General features: G+C 47.0%; 16 protein-coding genes. 5 read left to right on the forward strand and 11 right to left on the reverse strand.

Going from position 1 to position 19754, the window contains the following annotated elements; translation table 11 throughout:
• Positions 1 to 18: 18 nt before the first annotated feature.
• Complete coding sequence (locus tag CWI81_RS02560; RefSeq protein ID WP_241970322.1) at positions 19 to 921, forward strand: peptidoglycan DD-metalloendopeptidase family protein; 903 nt, start codon at positions 19 to 21, stop codon at positions 919 to 921.
• An 84-nt stretch (positions 922 to 1005) separates the two neighbouring features.
• Positions 1006 to 2007: an RNA polymerase sigma factor RpoS gene (gene rpoS / locus CWI81_RS02565; protein WP_126783663.1), complete on the forward strand. Its 1002-nt coding sequence runs from the start codon at positions 1006 to 1008 to the stop codon at positions 2005 to 2007.
• Between the two features lie 10 nt (positions 2008 to 2017).
• Here rpoS and mutS read toward each other — a convergent pair whose 3' ends face one another.
• Positions 2018 to 4591 (reverse strand): DNA mismatch repair protein MutS, encoded by a 2574-nt coding sequence (gene mutS / locus CWI81_RS02570; protein WP_126783664.1) that lies wholly within the window; start codon positions 4589 to 4591, stop codon positions 2018 to 2020.
• A gap of 34 nt (positions 4592 to 4625) precedes the next feature.
• Between mutS and CWI81_RS02575 the strand changes: the two genes are divergently transcribed.
• A complete protein-coding gene (locus CWI81_RS02575; protein WP_126783665.1) occupies positions 4626 to 5129 on the forward strand; it encodes a CinA family protein in 504 nt (167 codons plus the stop codon).
• A gap of 65 nt (positions 5130 to 5194) precedes the next feature.
• Positions 5195 to 6271 (forward strand): recombinase RecA, encoded by a 1077-nt coding sequence (recA, locus tag CWI81_RS02580; protein WP_126783666.1) that lies wholly within the window; start codon positions 5195 to 5197, stop codon positions 6269 to 6271.
• Here the strand turns inward: recA and CWI81_RS02585 are convergent.
• Positions 6268 to 7608, reverse strand: coding sequence for an anti-phage deoxyguanosine triphosphatase (locus tag CWI81_RS02585; protein WP_126783667.1), 1341 nt, complete (start codon positions 7606 to 7608; stop codon positions 6268 to 6270). The two genes, recA and CWI81_RS02585, sit on opposite strands and share 4 nt — an antisense overlap.
• 18 nt (positions 7609 to 7626) lie before the next feature.
• Positions 7627 to 8838: an EAL and HDOD domain-containing protein gene (locus CWI81_RS02590; protein WP_126783668.1), complete on the reverse strand. Its 1212-nt coding sequence runs from the start codon at positions 8836 to 8838 to the stop codon at positions 7627 to 7629.
• Positions 8839 to 8926: 88 nt separating this feature from the next.
• Here CWI81_RS02590 and rssA point away from each other — a divergent pair, with 88 nt between their 5' ends.
• Positions 8927 to 9901 (forward strand): patatin-like phospholipase RssA, encoded by a 975-nt coding sequence (rssA, locus tag CWI81_RS02595; protein WP_126783669.1) that lies wholly within the window; start codon positions 8927 to 8929, stop codon positions 9899 to 9901.
• On the opposite strand, the gene ggt is transcribed toward rssA, so the two are convergent.
• From ggt to pspF, 8 genes are all read right to left on the reverse strand, one after another.
• A complete protein-coding gene (gene ggt, locus CWI81_RS02600; RefSeq protein WP_420809715.1) occupies positions 9898 to 11604 on the reverse strand; it encodes a gamma-glutamyltransferase in 1707 nt (568 codons plus the stop codon). The genes rssA and ggt overlap by 4 nt on opposite strands.
• A 102-nt stretch (positions 11605 to 11706) precedes the next feature.
• A complete protein-coding gene (gene putP, locus CWI81_RS02605; RefSeq protein WP_126783671.1) occupies positions 11707 to 13230 on the reverse strand; it encodes a sodium/proline symporter PutP in 1524 nt (507 codons plus the stop codon).
• 32 nt (positions 13231 to 13262) lie between these two features.
• Positions 13263 to 14066 (reverse strand): ATP-binding cassette domain-containing protein, encoded by an 804-nt coding sequence (locus tag CWI81_RS02610; RefSeq protein WP_420809716.1) that lies wholly within the window; start codon positions 14064 to 14066, stop codon positions 13263 to 13265.
• Positions 14060 to 15052, reverse strand: coding sequence for an oligopeptide/dipeptide ABC transporter ATP-binding protein (locus CWI81_RS02615; protein WP_126783672.1), 993 nt, complete (start codon positions 15050 to 15052; stop codon positions 14060 to 14062). Before CWI81_RS02615 ends, CWI81_RS02610 begins: the two co-directional genes overlap by 7 nt.
• The gene (locus CWI81_RS02620) at positions 15052 to 15945 is read right to left on the reverse strand and encodes an ABC transporter permease subunit (RefSeq protein WP_126783673.1); all 894 of its coding nucleotides are present in this window, start codon (positions 15943 to 15945) and stop codon (positions 15052 to 15054) included. Before CWI81_RS02620 ends, CWI81_RS02615 begins: the two co-directional genes overlap by 1 nt.
• Positions 15932 to 16960, reverse strand: a complete 1029-nt coding sequence (locus tag CWI81_RS02625) for an ABC transporter permease (protein WP_126783674.1) — start codon at positions 16958 to 16960, stop codon at positions 15932 to 15934. Before CWI81_RS02625 ends, CWI81_RS02620 begins: the two co-directional genes overlap by 14 nt.
• Entirely contained in the window at positions 16957 to 18576 is a 1620-nt protein-coding gene (locus tag CWI81_RS02630; protein ID WP_126783675.1) for an ABC transporter substrate-binding protein, read from the reverse strand. The genes CWI81_RS02625 and CWI81_RS02630 overlap by 4 nt, the downstream gene beginning before the upstream one ends.
• Complete coding sequence (pspF, locus tag CWI81_RS02635) at positions 18569 to 19651, reverse strand: phage shock protein operon transcriptional activator (RefSeq protein ID WP_126783676.1); 1083 nt, start codon at positions 19649 to 19651, stop codon at positions 18569 to 18571. The genes CWI81_RS02630 and pspF overlap by 8 nt, the downstream gene beginning before the upstream one ends.
• Positions 19652 to 19754 lie beyond the last annotated feature (103 nt).

Consider the following 19754-nt stretch of genomic DNA (forward strand, 5'->3'; position numbering starts at 1 on the left):
CACCGGCACTCATTGCCAATGACAACTGTTATTGTTTTTATTGGGCTGATCAGTTTCATCAGCGGTTGCTCGAGTAGGTCAACCCCGGCGCCGGTGGAGGAGCTTTACACTGGCAAAACTTATAAAGACTACGAAGCCAATTCTCTAACGGACAAAACCTATCAGGTAGAAGCCGGCGAAACACTTTATTCCATTGCTTTTCGAGCTAACCAAGATGTCAATCAACTGGCAAAACTTAATAATTTGTCAAAGCCTTACGTTATTTACCCGGGACAACGGCTAAAGCTAAAGGGTGATGTCGCACAACCACGTCCTACTTCTCCGGTTGCTGAAACTAAACCGAATAACAATACTAGTTCTAGCTCTCAAAAAGATATAAAGCAGCCCGTTGCCAAGACTCAACAGAAAGAGTATGGTCAAAAAGTAGACAAGAAAAAAACAGTTGCAAAACAAACAACTAAGGCGAAAAGCGAAACACCGAAAAAACGAGAGAAAAGAGTAATAACGGCGGCACCAAGGTCTCGCCAGGAAAACGTGAAAAACCGCGATATTCAATGGCGTTGGCCATCAACTGGACAAGTTATAAAGGACTTTTCGGTCGCGGAACGTGGTAATAAAGGATTAGATTTTGCTGGCCAGCGAGGCGATCCGGTGATCGCAGCAGCCGCTGGAAAAGTAGTTTATGTGGGAGACGCGTTGCGCGGTTTTGGTCGTTTAATTATATTGAAACATAACGATGATTTTATAACTGCCTACGCCCACAACGACAAGATTCTTGTTAAAGAGCAAGATTGGGTAGATGTTGGTGAAACGATTGGAGAAATGGGGGATTCGGGTTCGCAGCGAGTGAAGCTTCATTTTGAAGTACGTTATCGCGGAAAATCTGTGAACCCACGCCATTATTTACCAAAATCCCGCTAGTGAAGGCGCGGATTATAATTATAAAAAAGGATAAGGAAGTCAGCGTGTCGTTCGTCACGAAGTAGAAAACAAGGGGAAGTTGTTATGAGTAGGACTAAGCCAGAGCTGACAGAAAATGATGGCATAAATGCAGACGCTGTGGATGAAGAGAGCCAAACTTCTGAAACTGGGGACGTTATTGATCGAGTTGCAGAGGTCGAAGAAGCAGCACTAGAAGAGGCATTATCGTCAGGCTCACAATATCAGCGAAAAATGGATGCCACCCAAATGTATTTGGGTGAAATAGGCTTTTCACCTCTATTAACAGCGGCGGAAGAAGTGTTTTACTCCAGGCGCGCACTGAAAGGCGATCAAGCGGCACGCCGACGGATGATTGAGAGTAACCTGCGGTTGGTGGTTAAAATAGCAAGGCGATACTCTAATCGGGGACTGGCGCTGTTAGACTTGGTTGAAGAAGGCAACTTAGGATTGATTAGAGCGGTCGAAAAATTCGATCCTGAGCGTGGCTTTCGATTTTCGACTTACGCTACTTGGTGGATTCGGCAGACCATAGAGCGCGCTATCATGAATCAGACGCGAACCATCAGGCTGCCGATTCATGTTGTAAAAGAACTCAACGTTTACCTTCGCGCAGCTCGAGAGCTTGCGCATAAGCTGGACCACGAACCTACTGCCGAAGACATTGCTCGCAGTCTGGATAAACCGGTCGCGGACATTAACAAAATGCTGCGTTTAAACGAGCGTATCGCGTCTGTGGATATGCCGATGGGCGGCGATGGTGACAAAGCCTTATTGGACTTATTAACCGATGACAGCGATGGTGGTCCGGAAGGTGTTCTGCAAGACGGCGATCTTAAAGAGCGTATTACGGAATGGCTAGACGCGCTTAGTCCCAAGCAAAAAGAGGTACTTGCCCGCCGGTTTGGATTACTAGGCTACGAGGCCTCTACTTTAGAGGATGTGGGCTATGAGATTGGATTAACCCGCGAACGGGTGCGGCAAATACAGGTAGAAGCTCTGCGTAAGCTACGTGACTTTCTTAAACAGCGCGGTCTTACGCTGGACTCGCTATTTTCTCCTAATTAATGAAAGGCGCTCATTTGAGCGCCTTTTTCCATTCATAGAGCAAATCAAGTGCTTGTTTAGGGGTCAGATCGTTAACCTCTAATTCTTTTAACTGACTTTCCAGTGCCGTCACGGAGTCATCAATAGGTTGTTCTGGTGAGGGCTCCGGTAACGGCAATGTTTGTTGGCCTGTCTGAGCCTCTGCTTCCAAACTCTGTAACTTCACTTTTGCCGCTTTAATGACCATTTGCGGAACACCTGCCAGAGCCGCGACTTGCAAACCAAAACTTTGGTTTGCAGAGCCATCTTTGACGCGATGTAAAAACACAATGCTGTCGTTATGTTGTTGAGCTTCTACATGCACGTTAACTGTTGCCGGCAATCGCTCAGCCAGCTCGGTGAGCTCGAAATAATGGGTTGCAAACAACGTTAAACAGGTACTGTTAATGGCCAGGTGTTCAGCTACCGCCCATGCCAGTGATAAACCGTCATAGGTTGAAGTACCCCGACCAATTTCATCCATTAGCACTAAGCTTTGCGGAGTGGCGTTATGTAATATATTGGCGGTCTCGGTCATTTCCACCATAAACGTAGAACGCCCGGAGGCAATATCATCAGCAGCGCCAATACGCGTGAAGATTCGGTCGAATTGACCGATGCTGGCTGATTTTGCAGGCACAAAGCAACCCATATGAGCCAGGATGACAATTAACGCTGCTTGTCGCATATAGGTTGATTTACCACCCATATTCGGGCCGGTAATCATCAGCATTTTACGTTCGGGTGTTAGGTTGATGTCATTAGCAATAAACGGCTCGTCGCTAAGTCTTTCAATAACAGGATGACGCGATTGGCTTAACTGTAACAGGTTATTCTCGTTCGCTAATTTGGGGCGGCAGTAATTTTCTTCTAATGCCAGCTGTGCAAAGGCTGCCAAAGTGTCCAGTTCAGCCACGGCTGCAGCGCTTTGCTGGAGTTCGGCAACCCAGGGTAAACAATGGTCAAATAGTTGATCGTATAACCATTTTTCGCGGGCTAATGATTTTGCTTGTGCTGTTAACACTTTGTCTTCGTGCGCTTTTAACTCTGGAATAATATAGCGTTCAGTATTTTTAAGAGTCTGCCGGCGTTGATATTCCGCAGGTATATCGCCTGAGGCATTGCGCGATACTTCAATAAAATAGCCATGCACTTTGTTATAGCCAACTTTAAGCGTAGCGATACCCGTCCGTTGTCGCTCTCTGCTTTCCAGTTGGGTCAGATAGTCAGTGGCGCCTGAAGCCAAGTCGCGTAGTTCATCCAGTTGCTCATCATAACCCTTGGCAATCACTCCTCCATCCCGAATAAGCATCGGTGGTTGTTCAATGATAGCTTTGGCTAATAAGTCTTGTAGTGGTTCAAACTCGGCAATACGCTCAGCGATAAAAGCTAGCGATGGTAGATTACACTCGGCTTTTATCTCAGGTAGCAACTCCAGGCTATCGCGCAGCCGGGCGAAATCTTTGGGTCGGGCGCTGCGCAGCCCTATTCGGGCGACAATTCGCTCAATATCAGCCAGCTGTTTTAACTGTTGTTGTAACGCTTTGTACCGCTCATCATCGCTCAAACCCTCAACGGCGTCGTAGCGCTGTTGCAGTATTTCATGGTCTCTGATCGGCCGTTGCAGCCAGCGCTGGAAATTGCGACTGCCCATTGCTGATACTGTCTCATCGAGTACTGCGGACAAATGCGTGTCCGCTGCCGCTAAGCTTTGCTGCAGTTCCAGATTACGGCGTGTCGCCGCGTCCAGAATAATAGCGTCATCAGGTGGCTCTTGCAGCAACGCGCGGATATGCGGCAAAGCGGCTCGCTGCGTTTCTTGCACATAATGCAGAACGGCGCCTGCTGCGCTTAATAGTGGACTGTGGTCTTCGATTCCAAAGCCACGTAAATGTTGCGTATTAAATTGACGGGTTAACAGACCCTGAGCTGTATCGATATCAAATTCCCAAACAGCCCGTCGACAACAGCGGCTATTGGCCAGCGGTAGTTGGTTTAATTCAAAGCCTTCTGGATAGAGGAGTTCGGCTGGCTGCAACCGCTGTAATTCGGCAGCTAATTGTTCACGTGACTGAGCGGAGGACAACCAAAAGCGGCCACTGCTTAATTCTAATGCGGCGATGGCAAAGCCGTTTTTTAATGGGTTTATGGCGGTAAGAAGGTTTTGCTGACGCTCGGTCAGCAAAGACTCATCAGTAATAGTGCCGGGTGTTAAAATGCGAACAACTTTACGCTCTACCGGGCCTTTGCTGGTGGCCGGGTCGCCAATTTGCTCGCAAATGGCAACCGATTCGCCCTTGTTCACTAATCGTGCTAAATAATTTTCCACCGCGTGATAAGGAACGCCGGCCATTGGTATTGGCTCGCCGTTGCTAACACCGCGTTTGGTTAAAGAAATATCAAGTAATTGTGCCGCACGTTTAGCATCATCAAAGAAAAGCTCGTAAAAATCGCCCATTCGATAGAACAATAACATGTCCGTATGTTCAGCTTTTATACGAAGGTATTGCTGCATCATGGGTGTGTGTGATTGGATCGTCTGTTCAGAAATGGCTGATGCTGGCATACTTTAAATTATCTTTTTTTGGGATGCGAAAGTTATGGTAACAAGCCAACAAAACTGGGCGCAACTGATATCACTAGCTACGGTAGTCGGCGAAGCCCTGACACAAAAAAAACAGACCTTGGCGACCGCAGAGTCTTGTACTGGCGGAGGTATAGGATACGTGATTACCGAAGTCGCGGGAAGCTCTGCTTGGTTTAATGGCGGATTAATAACCTATACTAACGCGTTAAAGCAACAGTGGCTGCAAGTGCCAGAGTCGGTGTTGAATTCCGTTGGTGCTGTTTCTGCTGAATGTGTAGCAGCAATGGCGCAAGGAGCACGTAAAGCCGCAGCAGCCGACTGGTCCATTGCGGTGAGTGGCATTGCTGGACCGGGAGGGGGCAGTGCCAGCAAGCCTGTTGGTTTAGTTTGGTTGAGTATCGCTGGGGAAAACTACTGCGAAACACTCTCAGAGGTGTTTACCGGAGACCGACAAACGGTGCGCGAAAAGACCATTGTAAAGGCATTATCGGTGTTGTTAAAAAATTTAGAACAATGACTTGATACTGTGGAAACATACAGTATACTGTTTATAAAACCAGTAATTAATATTTGGAGCATAATATGAGCAACGATCGTTCAAAAGCACTGGATGCAGCACTTGGACAGATTGAACGTCAATTTGGTAAAGGTTCAATCATGCGTCTGGGCGACAACCAGACCATGGATATTGACTCGGTCTCTACTGGCTCGTTAGGGCTGGATGTTGCACTAGGCATTGGCGGTTTGCCATTTGGCCGAGTGATTGAAATATACGGCCCGGAAGCCAGCGGTAAAACGACGCTGACGTTGCAAGTAATTGCCGAGGCGCAAAAATCCGGTAAAACCTGTGCGTTTGTCGACGCTGAACATGCTCTGGATCCAATTTATGCTGAAGCGTTGGGTGTGCAAGTCGATGACTTGCTGGTATCTCAACCTGATACCGGTGAACAAGCCCTGGAAATCTGCGATATGTTAGTACGTTCGGGGGGTGTCGACGTCGTGATTGTTGACTCGGTGGCAGCACTGACGCCAAAAGCTGAAATTGAAGGCGAAATGGGAGATAGCCACGTTGGTTTGCAAGCCCGCCTTATGTCGCAGGCATTGCGTAAGCTGACCTCGAACATCAAAAAATCAAATTGCATGTGTATCTTCATCAACCAAATTCGTATGAAGATAGGGGTTATGTTTGGTAACCCGGAAACCACTACCGGTGGTAACGCGTTAAAATTCTATTCATCGGTACGTCTTGATATTCGCCGCACAGGCGCTTTGAAAGAGGGTGATGAAGTTGTTGGTAATGAAACCCGCGTAAAAGTGGTGAAAAATAAAGTAGCGCCTCCATTTAAAGAAGCCAACTTCCAAATTCTTTATGGCCGCGGCATTTCAAAAGAAGGTGAGCTTATTGACCTGGGTGTTAAGCACAAAATGGTTGATAAAGCCGGTGCTTGGTATAGCTACAACGGCGATAAAATTGGTCAGGGTAAAGCTAACTCAATGAAGTTTATGCAGGAAAACCCAAAAATTGCTGATGAGTTAGAAGGTCGTTTACGCGAGTTGTTGTTGGCAAAACCAGTAAAAAGAACAAAAGAAGACAGAGAAGCAGAAAAAGCCGAGAAGGCAGCTAAAGCTAAAGCCGACGACGACTTATCTCTGACCTAACCAATGATGCGAGCGGAAAACATCTCTTGATGTAGTTTCGCCGCATAGGCATCTGTCATTCCAGCAAGGTAATCTGCAATAACCCGTTGTGGATTACCTGCTTTTCCCTCATCAAGCTTGTCTTTTTCTAACAAGTATCGATGTTTAGTATTTTCCGGAAGTAGTCGCTCAGGATCAACGGATAAAGCGTCAAATAGCTCCATAACAACTTGTTGTCCTTTAAATTCCTGCACCTGCATCTCCGGCTTTCTGATAACAAAGCGAAAAATAAACTGCTTGAGAGCGTTTAACAACTGTTGCTCCGGTGAGCCTAAGTTCGCCTCGTATTGTAATAAAGGCTCTTTAAACTGTGCCGAATAAGTTTCTAGTCTGGCAGAAGTCAGTAGGCGATTAACTAATCCGCCGATAGCGCGCTTGCGCTTATAATGTTGTTCAGAAAATAGCTGATCGGTTAGCTCAGTAGCGTTAAAGTCGCTAAGTTGCTGTTCCAGCTCCTGCAACAGGTCAAACATTTGAGCCATCCACAGCTCTCTATTAATCAGTCCAACAACAATTGCATCCTCCAAATCATGGACGCCGTAGGCAATATCATCGGCCAACTCCATAATAGAAGCGTCGACACTTTTAAATTGACTCTGGCCATGTGTGCTGGCCGAAGGAGCCATTGAAAATGTCTGTAATTGTTGCTTGTCACTGTCTGACAATACCTTTAAAACCCACGACAAAGCGGTTTGATCGTCGTCGTATAAGGCTTTTGCCGGTAACCAGTCGCGGGTTGGCAGATGACGAAAATCGCTAATGTCGCTAGGTAACGTCTGTCGGCATGCCTGATTCATTGTGACTGGATATTTGAGTAACCCGAGCAGGGAGCGTCGAGATAAATTCATTCCTGCCGATGGTGTATAGGCTTCAAGCTGCGTCACTATTCTGAATGTCTGCCCATTGCCTTCAAATCCGCCGTGGTGTCGCATCATATAGTTTAAGGCGATTTCACCACCATGCCCGTAGGGCGGGTGGCCTATATCGTGAGCCAGACATAAAGACTCTATTAACGGCTCTGATAGCTTTAGGTCGCGTGCTAGATCCGATTGATGATATTGAAAATGCACCACCAGACTACTGCCAATTTGGCTGGCTTCTAATGAGTGAGTGAGTCGAGTACGGGGGAAGTCGTGCATACCGATATACATAACTTGAGTTTTAGCTTGTAAGCGGCGAAAGGCGGCCGAATGCAGAATACGGGCTTTGTCCTTTTGAAACGGATTGCGCGTGTCGCCGGCGCGCTCTGCTGAGACAGAGCCGTGTATTCGCTCAAACCAAGATTCTGATATGTGCATGATTACTTCCTGCTTGCCTTAGTTTTGTACCGACGCCGCCCAGCTCGATGCTTTTTGGTACATGTCTATAAGGTCCTTTTCCGGCAGCTTCAATTTATTGGCGGCGCGAGTAATACTGTCCCAGTTAACCCGTTCAATCGACTCTGCCGTGGATAAGAAAAACGCAATGGCGCCCTTTTTTGATAGCAGCGCTGATCGAATCGAGTTACCCGCGTGGATATGATTCAATAGGTGTTCTAATTCGTCGTCCATTAAAGCATCGAGTTTTGATAAGAGTCCCGATAGAAATGCGGTTCCCGGCTCCGCACCGTAACGATGATCAGTTTGCGCTAGTTGTTCACAAAAACGAGCTCGGGCAATGGATAACCGAGTCAACTCATTAGGCTTAGATTCCCCAAGTGACGCGGTTGCTATAATTGCAACAAACTTTCTTATTTCCTGCTGTCCCAATCTTACAACGGCTTGCTTTAGCGAAGTTATGTCTGATTGGCGGGCAAAAAAAGCCGAATTGACAAAGCGTAATAGCTTATACGAAACGCCGGTGTCACGTTCGACTATTGCAGCGATCTCATCGGGGTTATAGTCCTCGGCGGTAACCTTCTCCAGTAACTCCATGTAGACTTTTTGCGAAGCAGAGAGTGAACGGCGTTGGATAATTTCTGGACGCGCAAAAAAGTAGCCTTGAAAATAAATAAAACCAAGCTTTAAAGCTTCTGAGAATTCGTTGTAATCCTCGACTTTTTCTGCCAGGTAGTCACCTTTAAAACCTTTATGAGCGGACATCTGTTGCTTTATCTGGGTAATAGACAACAGTCTAAAATCCATTTTTATGATGTCGATATAAGGTAAAAACCTAGCCCATTGCGGGGAAAATTCAAAATCATCCAGTGCAACAGTATAGCCTTTCTCTTTTAACGATTTTACGGCGGCAAAAACCTCATCGGTAGGACGGATAGTTTCCAAAAGTTCGACCACAACGGAGCGTTTAGGTAGCAGTTCCGGTAAACCAGAACAAATAGATTCTTCGGTAAAGTTTATAAATGCTTTACTATTCCCGGTCAGTGCTTCGATACCGCTGCTAAATTCGCTGTTCTCAATAAGGCGCTGGGTTGCTTCATCAGAATCAATAGCAGGGAATGCATTGTCAAATCCGTCCCGAAATAGCAGCTCGTATGCGTAAAGTACTTTTTTCGTATTAAAAATCGGCTGCCTGGCAAGATAAAAAATCACCGAGTTTTCCTTATCGCTAGGTTGCTATTTATGCTACAAATATTGCTATCTAGTGTACGGGCAAAATAGGGAATTGGGAAGAGAATCAATGTCTGAAGTAAAAGTCGCATTAGCGTTGGGGTCAGGCGCGGCCAGAGGATGGTCACATATTGGCGTTATCAAGGCCTTAGAAGAGATGGGTGTACGCGTAAACATGGTCGGCGGTACGTCGATTGGTTCTTTGGTTGGCGCCGGTTACGCCTCTGGTCGGTTAGCTGAGATCGAGGATTGGGTTTGTAATATGGGCCGCTGGGAGGTCTGGAACTTGCTCGACTTTGGTTTTAATCAGGGGGGACTGATCGGCGGCGAAAAAGTATTTAACGAAGCTCGCGAACAGTTTGGTTCAAAAACCATCGAAGAATTACCCATTACTTACGGTGCCGTTGCTACCGATTTGTACAGCGGCCGAGAGATATGGTTGCGGGAGGGCGACTTATACGATGCATCACGCGCTTCTTGCGCAATGCCAGGGGTTCTAGCGCCTAAAGCTATTGATGGCCGTTGGCTAATTGATGGTGGATTGGTGAATCCGGTACCGGTTTCTTTATGTCGCGCCTTAGGTGCCGACTTTGTTATTGCTGTGCATTTGAATTCCCAGCTTAACTCCAAGTCGTTAGAACGAAGAGGACGTAATATTCCTCCGCAAACTGAAGCTGAGGAAGCACAGAAGCGCGAAGCCGAGGCTCATAAGAAGTCGGAAGAATCTGGCTTCTTTGAAAATTTCTGGTCTGGCAGTCAACATTACTTTGACCATCTAAAAGGGCGCTTCAAAGCAAATCCGCATAAGCCTCCGGGTATGTTTAGTGTGATGTCTAGCTCTATTGATATTATGCAGGAGCGTATCACTAAAGCGCGAATGGCGGGCGATCCGCCAGATATATTGATTCAGCCCAAATTAGGCCATATCGGTATTATGGAATTTGATCGTGGCAACGAGGGTATCGATATCGGTTATGAGACCACGCATCGCATGCGTGATCTCATTATGGATGAGATAGAGCTGTACCGGGAGCGGCGTGGTTAATAGCCCGCCGCGTGGCCGTCCTTGCGGCTCTCTGAAGCGCCGTAATACACATCTTCTTTATGGTTTTTCCAGATAGCTTGATAACCCCCAAATGGGCCGACAGCTTCCTGCAATGTATGGCCCATTTTAATTAGTTCCCGACGGGTGTGTTTAGAAAAACCATTTTCTAAGTGAATTGTGCCACCATCAGTCATGGTTTCACCGGTAGGCTGACCTGAACCTGTATGTAAGATACGTGGCGCATCGCCGGCTTCCTGTAAGTTCATACCAAAATCCAGAATATTGATCAGAATTTGGGCATGCATCTGAGGCTGGGTCGCGCCGCCCATTACCCCGTAGCTCATGACTGGCTTACCATCTTTAGTGACAAACGCAGGGATAATGGTATGAAATGGACGCTTGCCTGGTTCAAATACGTTGTTATGTCCTTTTTGTAAAGAAAACAATTCGCCGCGGTTTTGCAGCACAAAACCAAGCCCTGGTGGTGTGACTCCCGAACCCATACCCCGATAATTACTTTGAATAAGCGAGACCATATTGCCGTCTTTATCGGCAGTTGTCAGGTAGATGGTATCGCCTTCTGTCGGTGGGTTGCCTGGCTCAACCGCTGCCGCCGGCATATTAGGGTCTATTAGTGCTGCTCGTTCGCGTGCGTAGCCTTTATCCAGTAAACCCTGTACCGGAATGTCATTAAATGCAGGGTCCGAGTAGTACTTGGCGCGATCTTCAAATGCTAGCTTTTTGGCTTCGACAAAGTGATGGATATATTCCGCGCTGTCGTAACCCATTTCAGCCAGATCAAAGTTTTCTAAAATATTTAAGATTTGCTGGGCCGCAATTCCCTGAGTGTTGGGAGGCAGTTCCCACAGATCATAGCCTCGGTAATTGCTTGAAACCGGTTCGACCCAGGTTGATTCATGTTCAGCGAGATCTTCGTAGCTTAAAAAGCCATCATGTTGCTGAACAAAAGAACTCATAGTTTTGGCAATTTCACCTTGGTAAAATACGCTACGGCCTTGCTCCGCCAGTTTTTGTAGTGTATTGGCTAAATCTGGATTTTTGAAACGCTCGCCTTTTTGGGGCATTTCGCCATCCTTCATAAAAACCTCGGCAAAACCGGGAATATCTTTTAACACCTCACCATTGCGTCCAAAATAATAGGCAATCACCTCCGTCACCGGGAAACCGTCGTTAGCGTATTGAATCGCCGGGTTTAGTATTTTATCCATCGATAAATTACCGAATTTTTGGTGTAACTCAAACCAGCCGTCTACCGTTCCGGGAACTGAGATTGGCAGAACGCCCCGAGCAGGAATACTGTCATAACCATTTTCTATGAAATACTCACGACTCAGCGACTTAGGTGACCGGCCCGAGGCATTAAGTCCATACAGTTGCTGGTCTTCTGCGCTCCAGACAATCGCAAATAAATCGCCACCGATACCGTTACCGGTTGGCTCTACAAGACCTAGTACTGCGTTAGCGGCGATTGCTGCATCTATGGCGTTACCGCCTTGCTGCATGATGTCTAATGCCACCTGAGTCGCTAACGGTTGGCTGGTCGCTGCCATTGCGTTAGGTGCCATAGCTTCGGAGCGTGTTGCAAAATGGTGACCGGTAATACGATCTGACGAGTTAGCCGGGGATACTGACAAGGTGCAACCCAACGCAAGGGCGCACGAGAGCAAAGTAGTTTTCATTATTCTGTCCTCTAAAAACGCTTCTATGACTATAGACACAAAAAAGGGCCGCAGCAGCGACCCTTTTATCGTTATTTATCGATGATTAATAACCTTGTCCGCAAGTTACTTTTGCGTGTGGTAGTGATCGTCGATAATTTTTTCCATCTCTTCGAACTTATCCTGCAGCTCTGGTGCCGGCTCAGCGGTAAGTTTACTGAAGATAATGATAGCAAGCACTGACACAATAAAGCCTGGTACTATCTCATAAACATAGGCACTTAACTGCTGACCACCGAACTCTGGACCATAAATCCAGAACAGCACGGTAATGGCACCTAAAACCATGCCGGCCAATGCACCGTGGCGGTTCATTCGTTTCCAGAACAGGCTCAGGATAACTACTGGACCAAAGGCTGCGCCAAATCCTGCCCAAGCGTTAGAAACTAGCGTTAGTACCGTATTTTCCGGGTTCCATGCTAACCAGATTGCTACCAAAGATACCAACAGTACTGATAGACGACCTACAGCCACTAGTTCTTTCTGGCTTGCGTCTTTGCGCAAAAATGCTTTGTAGAAATCTTCGGTTAATGAGCTTGAGCTCACTAGCAGTTGCGATGAAATGGTGCTCATAATAGCTGCCAGAATAGCCGCTAATAAGAAGCCACCAATCAAAGGATGGAACAGGAACTGTGAGAAGATAATAAAGATGGTTTCTGCATCACCTAAGGTCATTTGCGTCTCGTCGACATAAGCGATACCAACGAAACCTGTCGCCATAGCACCGATAATGGCAAAAAACATCCAGGTGATACCGATGCGACGTGCGCTTTTAATCGCACTAACCGAACGAATTGCCATAAAACGCACGATAATATGAGGTTGGCCGAAATAACCAAGGCCCCACGCTAATAACGATATTATGCCCAAGGCTGCGAGATTTTCACCGGTGGCTCCGTTTTTAAAGAAGTCGAGGAAATCTGGGTTTATCTCACGTACTCCGGTTACCACATCGCTATATCCGCCCATTTCGGAAAAGGCCACGATAGGTACCAGTATGAGCGCAACAAACATGATGCAACCTTGCACAAAGTCGGTCATGCTGACTGCCAGGAACCCACCAAATAGCGTATAGGCACAGACAACACCGGCTGTAACCCAGAGGCCAGTGGTGTAATCCAAGCCGAAGGAGCTATCGAATAGCTTGCCTCCTGCAACTAAGCTGGCTGAAGTGTATAGCGTAAAGAAAATAATAATGACCACTGATGAGAAAATGCGTAATTTACGACCTTCGTCATTAAAGCGGTTAGCGAAGTAATCAGGAATGGTAATGGAATCGTTGGCCACCTCGGTATAAGTACGTAAGCGAGGGGCAACAATGATGTAGTTAAGATAAGCACCGATGACCAAACCCACAGCAATCCACAGCTGCGAAACGCCCGAGACGTAAATCGCTCCGGGTAAGCCCATCAGCATCCAACCACTCATATCTGAAGCCCCCGCAGATAATGCGGTTACTGCGGGGCCTAAGCCACGGCCACCCAGCATATAGCCGGAGACAGAGTCTGTTGCTTTTTTATAGGCGTATAGCCCAATGCCTAGCATTACAATAAAATACAGCGCTAGCGATATCAGAGTACCTGTTTCCACATTAAACTCCCTTAATTTTAGTTAGAGCGACGTTAGCGCTTCTGTCGCTTTTTATTTGAGTGTTCTGTCGATAAATGTTCATGCAGCAACTGTTCTACATAAGGTTCCTGCGACTTGTTTAATAATAGTTCTGTTTGTTCAAACGAGATCATTTTACCACGATACAAAATTAAGATCTTGTCGGCAATGTGTTTCACGATCTGCGGTGAATGAGTCACGAAAATATAGGAAATTCCCATTTCTTGCTGCAAATCGAGCATGAGGTTAATAATTTGTGCTCTAACGGATGGGTCAAGAGCGACCAATGCTTCATCGGCAACAATAATTTGTGGCTCTAAGGTGATGGCTCGGGCAATCGCTACCCGTTGCTTTTGACCCGTTGATAGCATGTGCGGGTAAAACTCGTAATGCTCGCTTAATAAGCCAACTTTGCGCAGCACCTGCACAACGGAATGATAACGTTGCTCGGGGTTCATTTTGGTGTTGAATAGCAGCGGCTCTTCCAGCTGTTGACCAATAGTACGTTGGCTGTTCAGTGATTTTTCACTATCTTGAAAAATCATCCGAATATTCTGACAGCGCTGCTTAGTATTATTATCGTAAAGCTTTTGTCCGTTTAGATAAATCGCACCGCCAGAAGCCGATTCCACGCCCGCAACTAGCTTCGCCAAAGTCGACTTGCCGGAGCCTGTTTCACCCATGATGGCTAAGGTTTCTCCGGCCCCCAGAGTAAAGGATATAGGCTCTACCGCCACCGATTTTGGGCTCCATGGCCAGTCACGCCGCCCGCGAAAGGTCTTAGTTAAGTTTTTTACTTCAAGTACCTGGCTCATGATTCAGGCTCATTTAACGGAAAGTGACAGTGAAATAATTGCTGCTCGCGAGAACTGACTTCCGGCGCTTTAACACACTGTTTTTGCGCGTAAGGGCACCTTGGCCCTAAGCGGCAACCGATCGGCATATGACGTAAAGTTGGCACAGCCCCTGGTAAGGTTGGTAAGCGCGACTTACGGGGTAAGTCACTGTGACTTTGCAAAGACATCCGAATCATCGAGTCAGTATATGGATGCGCCGGGCGCTCAAGAATTTTTCTGGCATCGCCGGTTTCCATTAACTGGCCGCAATAAAGCAATGTTAGATTCTGAGTGGCTGGTAAAATGGAAGCTACATCCTGTGTGATCAGTAATACTGACATATCCTGACTCACCGCTAACTTGGTCAATAACCGCTGAATTTGATCGCGGGTTGATGGCTCCATAGCCGTGGTTGGCTCGTCAGCAATCAGCAATTTTGGCCGGTGAGCCACCGCAATAGCAATACTGACTTTTTGCGCAATGCCCTCTGACAGTTCAAAAGGATAACTTTTAAGCACCATATCGTGGTCGCGAATACCCACTCGGTGCAGTAATTGTTTGGCGCGAGTTTTACGATCCATACGCCGGCGCAGAAAAGTTCCGGTGACATCACCGGTGGGAATTGCTTCGTTTATTTGTTGTTCAATGGTGTTGTTTGGATCCAGGTAGGCGGCCGGATCTTGAAAGATCATTGCCATATCGCGGCCGGTCACTGCTCGCCGCTGTTTTAAGTCCATTGCTAACAGATCCTGGCCATTCCACCAAAGGCGATCAGCTGTTACGCGCCAGGCCGGATTGATAACACCGATAATCGCTTTGGCTAACAGACTTTTACCGGAGCCGGACTCACCGACAATCGAATGAATCTCTCCACTTTTTAGCTGTAGATTCACGCGGTCAAGAATTCGCACCCGTCCCTGCGGCATATCCAGTTCAATGGTCAAATTGCGAATGTCTAATAAATCCATCAATTATCCATCCGTTGTTTTATCGAGCGTCGCAGGCTATCACCAACAACATTAATCGACGTTATGGTGATAAACAATGCAATCCCTGGCAACACCATCGACCAAGGTGATAAATACACTTCATCAAGGCTGCGGGATAACATGCTTCCCCATTCTGGAGTAGGCGCCTGGACACCAAGCCCCAAAAAGCTCAATGCGGCAATATCCATAATAGCAACAGACAGAGCCACGGTTAACTGCATTACCAGTGCTGGGGTAATATTGGGCAAAATAACCCGGTACATAAGATAGGTGTCTGAACAGCCATTCAGCCGCGATGCAGTTACATAATCTTTTTGCCACTCACTATGTACTGCATTTCGGGTGACATAAATAAACTGGGGTATGAGTGACAATGTGATCGCAATAATCGCGTTACCTAAACCTGGTCCTAAAATTGCGATGATGACCAAGGCTAGCAAGAAGGACGGGATGGTTAATACTCGGTCAAAAACGTGGCCAAGCAGTTGGTACTTAAAGTTACGGTCAACACCGGCTAACGCGCCAATAAATATTCCAAAGGTCGAGGATACAATGACAATAGTAAGTGGCAGCGCAAAACTATACAGAGACCCGATCAGCATCCGTGACAGCATATCGCGACCGAGGTCATCAGTACCAAACATAAACTGAATGTTGCCTTGTTGCGTCCACGATGGCGGTAAAGAAATAGCGTCGCTGAATTGTTGAGCAGGAGAGTAGGGTATTAAAATCGGTGATAGCAGAGTGACTGCTAATAGCGCAATCAATACCCAAAGAGCGAACATCGCTGCTGTACGGCCCCGAAACGAATACCAAACTAATTGCAGTGGAGACGGGTTATTGTCTTTATAGTACAGATCAGGCTGTGCCATATCGTTCCTCCCGAACTATCGGAAAACGCCAGCCGCGGTATATATCGAAGATAAAATTCACCACCAGGGTGGTCGCGACTAATATGAGCAAGGCTGCCTGAATGACCGGATAATCCCGCTCTATGATTGCTTTTAATAACCATGAGCCAATACCAGGCCAGTTAAAGATGGATTCAACAATGACACTGTTAGCTAGCATAAGGCCGAAAATGAAGGTCAGCTGTTGAATAATCCCCTGGATGGCATTGGGTACAGCGTGCCTGGTAACCACTCGGAAAGGCGATAAACCACGAGCTCTAACCGCTTTAACATAGGGCTTTTGCATAACTTCAACGGTGGTATTGCGCATCATTCTTAACAGTAGCATTGAGGGAAGACTGGCCAGAACAACCACCGGCAGTACCATATGAGCCAGAGCATTATACAAAGCGTCTGTTTTATGTTCCGACTGACTCAACATAACATCGATTAAAATAGAGCCGGTCTTAGGTTCGATAAGATAAAGGGGATCTATTTGGCCGGTAATCGGTAACCAGGGAATTTTTACCGCAAACAACAGAATCAGTAATTGAGCCAGCCAGAACACCGGAATCGAGTAGCCGCCAATGGCTGTTGAAATAATAACTTTATCGACCGGTGACTTGTATCTGGCCGCGGCAAGCGCACCTAGTGGCAAACCGGTTAGTAACGCTAACAACAGACCTAATAACAGAATCTCAAAAGTAGCCATAAATGTTCGGGTTGCTTCCGCCCAAACTGGTTTTTGACTGACTAAAGATACTCCCCAGTCAAAGTTAATCAGGTTCTGCAAATAGTAACTGTATTGAATGAACAAATTACTGTCGCCGCCACGCAGCTGAAAGGCCATATCGTAATTCGGGCTTAATGGTCGAATGCCCGACATATTGGTAATTACATCACCCGGGAATAACCAGTTGAGACAGAAACTGAAAATTGTCAGTAGCCATATTGCCAGCACCAGATACAACAGACGATTGATTAAAAAGCGAGTCATTGCTGCAACTCCTTACCCGCTTTTCGAAAGCTAATACCGCCATAGGGAGGTAGCTCAACACCAGTGACATAATCTTGTTGTGCCTGGTAACGCATCGAATGTGCAATGGGAAGCAGCGGCAACTGCTGATTTAAAAGTTGTTGAGCCGAATGATAGAGCTGCTTACGCTTTTCGGTGTCAGTGGTCGAAATAGCATTAACTAGAATCTGATCAAAGCCGCGATGACACCAGTTTGCCCGGTTACTGCCGGTGCTAACGGCAGCACAGCTTAATAGAGGCCGGAAAAAGTTGTCAGGATCGGCATTGTCGGCGTACCAACCAACTAGAGCAGTATCATGTTCCCCTCGACTTAGCCGACGACGAAAACTGTTCCACTCGTAACTAACAATACGTGCCTCGACACCAACTTGCGCTAAATCGGATTGCATCAATTCGGCCATACGGCGAGCGTTAGGATTATATACGCGCTGCACCGGCATCGCCCAAATGGTCATTTTAAAGCCAGGCTCTACTCCGGCTTGGTCGAGCAGTTGCCGGGCTTTTTCCGGATTGTATTCGTACTGTTGAGAGGTCGTGGTATAGGCCCAGGAAGTCGGCGGTAGGATTGAATCGGCAAGTTCCGCGTTACCGTAATAAATTGCGTCGATAATGGCCTGACGATTAATGGCAAAGGCCAGGGCCTGACGCACAGTCGGATCATTAAACGGTTCTTTATCCGTATTGAAGGCCCAGAAGCCTACATTGGGGCTTACTTCTGACTGAACCTTGATCTGCTTTTGGTTAAGCGACTGTAGCTTACTAACTAGTGGGTAGGGGATAACATCACACTCACCGGTCACTAGTTTTAGCATACGTTTATTAGCGTTTGGGGTTATCGAGTAAACTAAGTGCTCAATCCCAGGGCCCTGGCGCCAGTAGTCAGGGTTTCTATTGTAACGAATAAAGTAGTCTTTACGGAATCGACGAAACCGGTAAGGACCAGTCCCTACTGGTTGTGTATCAAGCTGCTCCGGGGTTTCTTTAACCGCCAGTTGTCCAGCGTACTCGGCTGACAAAATAACCGCGAAGTCGGTGGCTAAATTGGCTAAAAAAGAGCTGTCGGCGTTGCGTAGAATAATATCGACAGTATACCTGTCTACTTTCACCACTCTTTTGATCAGTTTATCCAATCCGGTTGCGGTAAAGAATGGGTAATCACCACCGCCTACGTTGTGGTAGAGCGAGGTCGGGTCAAGCCAGCGATTGAAGCTAAAAATGACATCATCCGCGTTAAATTTACGCGAAGGTGAAAAGTAATCGGTTTCATGGAAAGAGACATCTTCTCGTAAATAGAAGCGATAGCGAGTGCCTTCGTCTAGGGGTTGCCAACGAGTTGCTAGTGCGGGCACGAATTGTTGGCTGCTCGCATCGTAGTCAATCAGCCGGTCATATAACTGAGCGGCTGTTGCATCAACGGTGGTGCCCGATGTCACCAGTTGTGGATTAAAGCCTTCGGGATTGCCCTCAGAGCAGTAAACCAAACCTTCTCTTAGAGGTTCCGGGATCTCACGTTCGCCACCGCAGGCGGTCACCAGTAAGGTGACAATAACCGGGAAAGTGCTGCGTAGTTTAATCATTTTCGCCGTTAGTACCTTCAAGCAGTTGGTATTTTTTTAGATATCCCCGCAATTGATGATACGTCAAACCTAAATGCTTTGCTGTTTTCTTTTGATTGTACTGACAGATCTTTAAGGCTTCTTTTAATAACCCTGTTTCAAAGTCTTGCGACTGTTGTTTTAAGTCCACAGGTTGACTCAAATCGACGGGGCTACTGCTGCTAGGTGCGACTGTAGGTTCGGCTGCTGATTCCTGGCGCGGCGCCTCAACATTGGTTTTGTCAGCGCCAGACGATGGTTGCGGTGCCGGTCGATAGGGACTGGCAAATGGGTCGAGCACAATATCATGCACCGGAACATGGCCGTTACCAACCCGATAAACACTGCGCTCGATCACATTCTTTAGCTCCCGGACATTGCCGGGCCAATGGTAATCGAGTAATAACCGTTTGGCTTTCTCGGTAAAGCCACTGAACAGTTCGTAGTGGAGCTCTCTGGCCATAGCGATAGCAAAATGCTCGGCGAGTACCATAATGTCTTCTCGGCGTTCGCGCAGCGGCGGTAAGGTGATAACGTCAAACGCCAAGCGATCGAGTAGGTCGTGCCTAAACTTACCGCTGCTAGCCAAGGATGGCAGATCCTCATTGGTCGCGGCAATAAGTCGGGTATCGACTTTCACCGGGCGTGAGCCGCCGACCCGTTCAAATTCTCCGTACTCAATGACGCGTAGTAATTTCTCCTGGACTAGCATCGAGGTGTTGGCTAGCTCATCAAGGAATAATGAGCCGTTATCGGCGCGTTCAAAGCGACCTTCATGACGTTTGGTGGCGCCGGTGAAAGCTCCCGACTCGTGACCAAACAGCTCGCTTTCTAGTAAATTGTCATTTAACGATGCGCAATTTAGCGTAATGTATTTTTGATCCCAGCGTTGCGACAAAAAGTGGCATCGTTGAGCGATTAGCTCTTTACCGGTGCCACGTTCGCCAATGATCAAAATCGGCTTGTTTAGAGGGGCGGCCTGCGAAACATGCTCTAGCACTTCGACAAAGCTATTTGACTCACCAATTAAATTATCTTTTTGACGAAATTCGCTCATGTTAGCGAAAACCCCATTTTGTAGTTATTTTTGCCAATTATTAGTAGAGCTCACAAGTTAGCGCAAGCTTTAAATTGTAGGGTAAAACAAAAAACCAAATAAA

This window comes from Idiomarina seosinensis (assembly GCF_003987275.1).
GTDB lineage: Bacteria > Pseudomonadota > Gammaproteobacteria > Enterobacterales > Alteromonadaceae > Idiomarina > Idiomarina seosinensis.